This is a genomic window from Acinetobacter sp. 5862, from assembly GCF_024494585.1.
GTDB lineage: Bacteria > Pseudomonadota > Gammaproteobacteria > Pseudomonadales > Moraxellaceae > Acinetobacter.
The window spans coordinates 1-444 of the sequence record NZ_JANHGP010000099.1; the positions used below are offsets into that span (position 1 = coordinate 1).

Genomic DNA, 444 nt, shown 5'->3' on the forward strand with positions numbered 1-444 from the left:
ATGTCTGATACAGTTACTGGTACTGTTAAGTGGTTTAACGAAACTAAAGGTTTTGGTTTCATTCAAGCTGATTCTGGCCAAGATGTTTTTGCTCACTTCAGTGAAATCCAAAGCAATGGTTTCAAAGTATTAAACGAAGGCCAACGCGTTTCGTTTGTACTTGGTCAAGGTAAAAAAGGACCACAAGCAACTACAATTAAAGTTATCTAATAAGATTGCTTGAAAAAAAGCTCACTTTATGTGGGCTTTTTTTATATCTAAAAACTATCTTTTGATTTCTAGTTGTGCTTTGCATGAAATTCTAAGCTTTATAGAGGTTGATCTTCTGCCTAAAAGACGAGTTTTGTATAAGAAAGTAATCAGTAAGGGTAATCCCCCCTAAAAATAAAAGGATGTAAAAGTAGAATTTTCTCTTAAGATCAAAGCAGGAGATTCTGCATGAAA

1 protein-coding gene is annotated in these 444 nt (G+C 33.8%); it reads left to right on the forward strand.

Going from position 1 to position 444, the window contains the following annotated elements:
* Positions 1-210 carry a cold-shock protein gene (locus tag NO346_RS14680; RefSeq protein WP_004661816.1) on the forward strand — a complete coding sequence of 70 codons (210 nt, stop codon included), beginning with the start codon at positions 1-3 and terminating at the stop codon, positions 208-210.
* Positions 211-444 lie beyond the last annotated feature (234 nt).